Source organism: Dokdonella sp. (genome assembly GCF_049593775.1).
In the GTDB taxonomy this organism is placed as follows: Bacteria; Pseudomonadota; Gammaproteobacteria; order Xanthomonadales; family Rhodanobacteraceae; genus Dokdonella.
In genome coordinates this window covers 1-2,062 of record NZ_JBAWHJ010000402.1, presented here as the reverse complement: position 1 = coordinate 2,062, position 2,062 = coordinate 1, and the positions used below count along the sequence as shown (strand labels likewise).

General features: G+C 62.1%; 3 protein-coding genes. 2 read left to right on the top strand and 1 reads right to left on the bottom strand.

Going from position 1 to position 2,062, the window contains the following annotated elements:
* Positions 1-392 (bottom strand): MsnO8 family LLM class oxidoreductase (locus WBP53_RS13795; RefSeq protein ID WP_423929872.1); only part of this gene is annotated, 392 nt, incomplete at its 3' end.
* A 102-nt stretch (positions 393-494) separates the two neighbouring features.
* Here WBP53_RS13795 and WBP53_RS13790 point away from each other — a divergent pair.
* Positions 495-872 (top strand): hypothetical protein, encoded by a 378-nt coding sequence (locus tag WBP53_RS13790; RefSeq protein WP_423929870.1) that lies wholly within the window; start codon positions 495-497, stop codon positions 870-872.
* A 115-nt stretch (positions 873-987) separates the two neighbouring features.
* Positions 988-1,845, top strand: a complete 858-nt coding sequence (locus WBP53_RS13785; protein WP_423929868.1) for a PA4780 family RIO1-like protein kinase — start codon at positions 988-990, stop codon at positions 1,843-1,845.
* Positions 1,846-2,062: the final 217 nt, after the last annotated feature.

The window sequence follows — 2,062 nt, the reverse complement described above, 5'->3', positions numbered from 1 at the left end:
GGAAACTCGTTGGCATTTTCATAGTAGCGGCGCAGCGCACGTGCGGCCGCCTGGTCGGTGCCGGGTGCGCGACCGAGACCGAGATCGATGCGCCCGGGATAGAGCGAGGCCAGCGTTCCGAACTGCTCGGCAACCTGCAACGGCGCGTGGTTGGGCAGCATGATGCCGCCGGCGCCGACCCGGATGCTGGAAGTGCCGCCGGCCACGTGGCCGATCAACACCGCGGTCGCTGCGCTGGCGATGCCCGGCATGTTGTGGTGTTCGGCCAGCCAATAGCGGCGGTACCCCAATTGCTCGGCGTTGCGCGCGAGATCCAGCGTATTGGCGAAAGTCTGCGCAGCATCACTTCCTTCGGTGACGGGTGCGAGATCAAGAATGGAAAGCGGGATCACGGTGCAGGTCTCCATGAATGGATTGCGGAAAGGGGAATTATCGGCAACTGGAAAGGACGCGACCATCGACACGACCTTGGCACCGCTGGCACCCATGCCGGCATGCAGTTTGGTGCAGTTGCGGATAGTGCGGAAACGCGTGCCTTTCTGGACACCGGCTGGCCGCGCGGCAGCGCCAATGATGCGTTGCTGGAGACATTGGCCATCGCGGTCGACGATCCGCAAATTCGTGTCGAACCAACAGTATTGCGTTCCGGTGCTGAACGTACGGCACGCCCGCTTGAACCGGGACCGATCCAGATCGGCAAGAACTTGATATCCGGGCGCGCGATCGAGATTGGTGACGACGCGATTTCCTGCGCCGGGCGCAAGCTGGGGCCGTTCCCGCACATGAGCTCCGACCTGCTGGCCGACTACCGCCTGCTTGTTGATCCTGCAAAAGGGCAGGTCGTGCGTCTGCCAGGCCAACCCGCCCCCTGACGCAGCCTTGATGCGGCAACCGTGCGAACCGGCCCCTGGCGATGCAATCGGGCAATTGCGGTTCATCTTCCCCACCGTCAGACTGCGTACTCCTTGAAACACTGCTTGTGACGCTATGAAAATCCCTGCCGGCCTGCAGCCCTTGATCGATGATGGCGAGATCGATGCCGTCTTGCGGCCACTGAAAAGTGGCAAGGAAGCATCGGTTTACGTGGTGCAGCGAGGTGATGAGATCCTTTGTGCCAAGGTTTACAAGGACATGGGCCAGCGCAGTTTCCAGGCGCGCGTGCAGTATGAAGAAGGCCGCAAGCGGCGCGGCAGCCGCAGTTCAAGGGCCGTTGGCAAGGCCAGCAAATTTGGCAAGCGCGAGCAGGAAGCGGCCTGGAAGAACACCGAAGTCGACGTGCTGTATCAGCTTTTCAATGCCGGGTTGCGCGTACCGAAGCCGGTCAATTACTCCAATGGCGTGCTGCTGATGGAGCTGGTCTGCGATGCCGAAGGGCGCAGCGCACCCCGGCTGGGCGATGTCGACCTGGAGCCGCAACAGGCACGCGACTTTCATGCGGCCCTCATACGCGATGTGGTGCGCATGTTGTGTCTCGGACTGATTCACGGAGATCTGTCCGAGTACAACGTGCTGGTGGATACGGACGGCCCGGTGCTGATTGATTTCCCGCAAGTGGTCAGCGCGTCCGGCAACAATTCGGCGCGTGCCATGTTGCTGCGCGACGTGCACAACCTGCGCCGCAGTTTGGGTGCCTATGCACCCGAGCTGAAGAATCTGCACTATGGCGAGGAAATGTGGGCACTGTACGAGAAGGGTGATCTGCTGCCGGACCACGAGCTGACCGGCCATTTCGAGTTCGACGAACACACCGCCGATGTCGACATGGTGATGTGGTCGATCGAGGACGCGCGCCAGGAAGCTCAGATCCGCCAGCAGGGACGCGAAGAGGCGGCCGAGGCTGACTGAGGCCCCTGAGCGGCCTCGGAACGGCACGCTCCAATCCGGCTAGACATTCCCGTTGGTCCGCCGACGGTCCGGCACGGCTCGCCTTGTCCGGGATGGAGTGGCAACGGCTTCACCTATACAATCGGCGGCCGTTTCCGAAGGCATGCGATTGTGCGGCGCACGGACGGTCACGATGAAACCGGGCTCTGCCATGCTGCTGATGATCGACAATTACGAC

Bases quoted from the DNA above. Each gene is read 5' to 3' on its own strand.
- WBP53_RS13790 (WP_423929870.1), top strand. From the start codon at position 495: ATGCAGTTTGGTGCAGTTGCGGATAGTGCGGAAACGCGTGCCTTTCTG.
- WBP53_RS13785 (WP_423929868.1), top strand. From the start codon at position 988: ATGAAAATCCCTGCCGGCCTGCAGCCCTTGATCGATGATGGCGAGATC.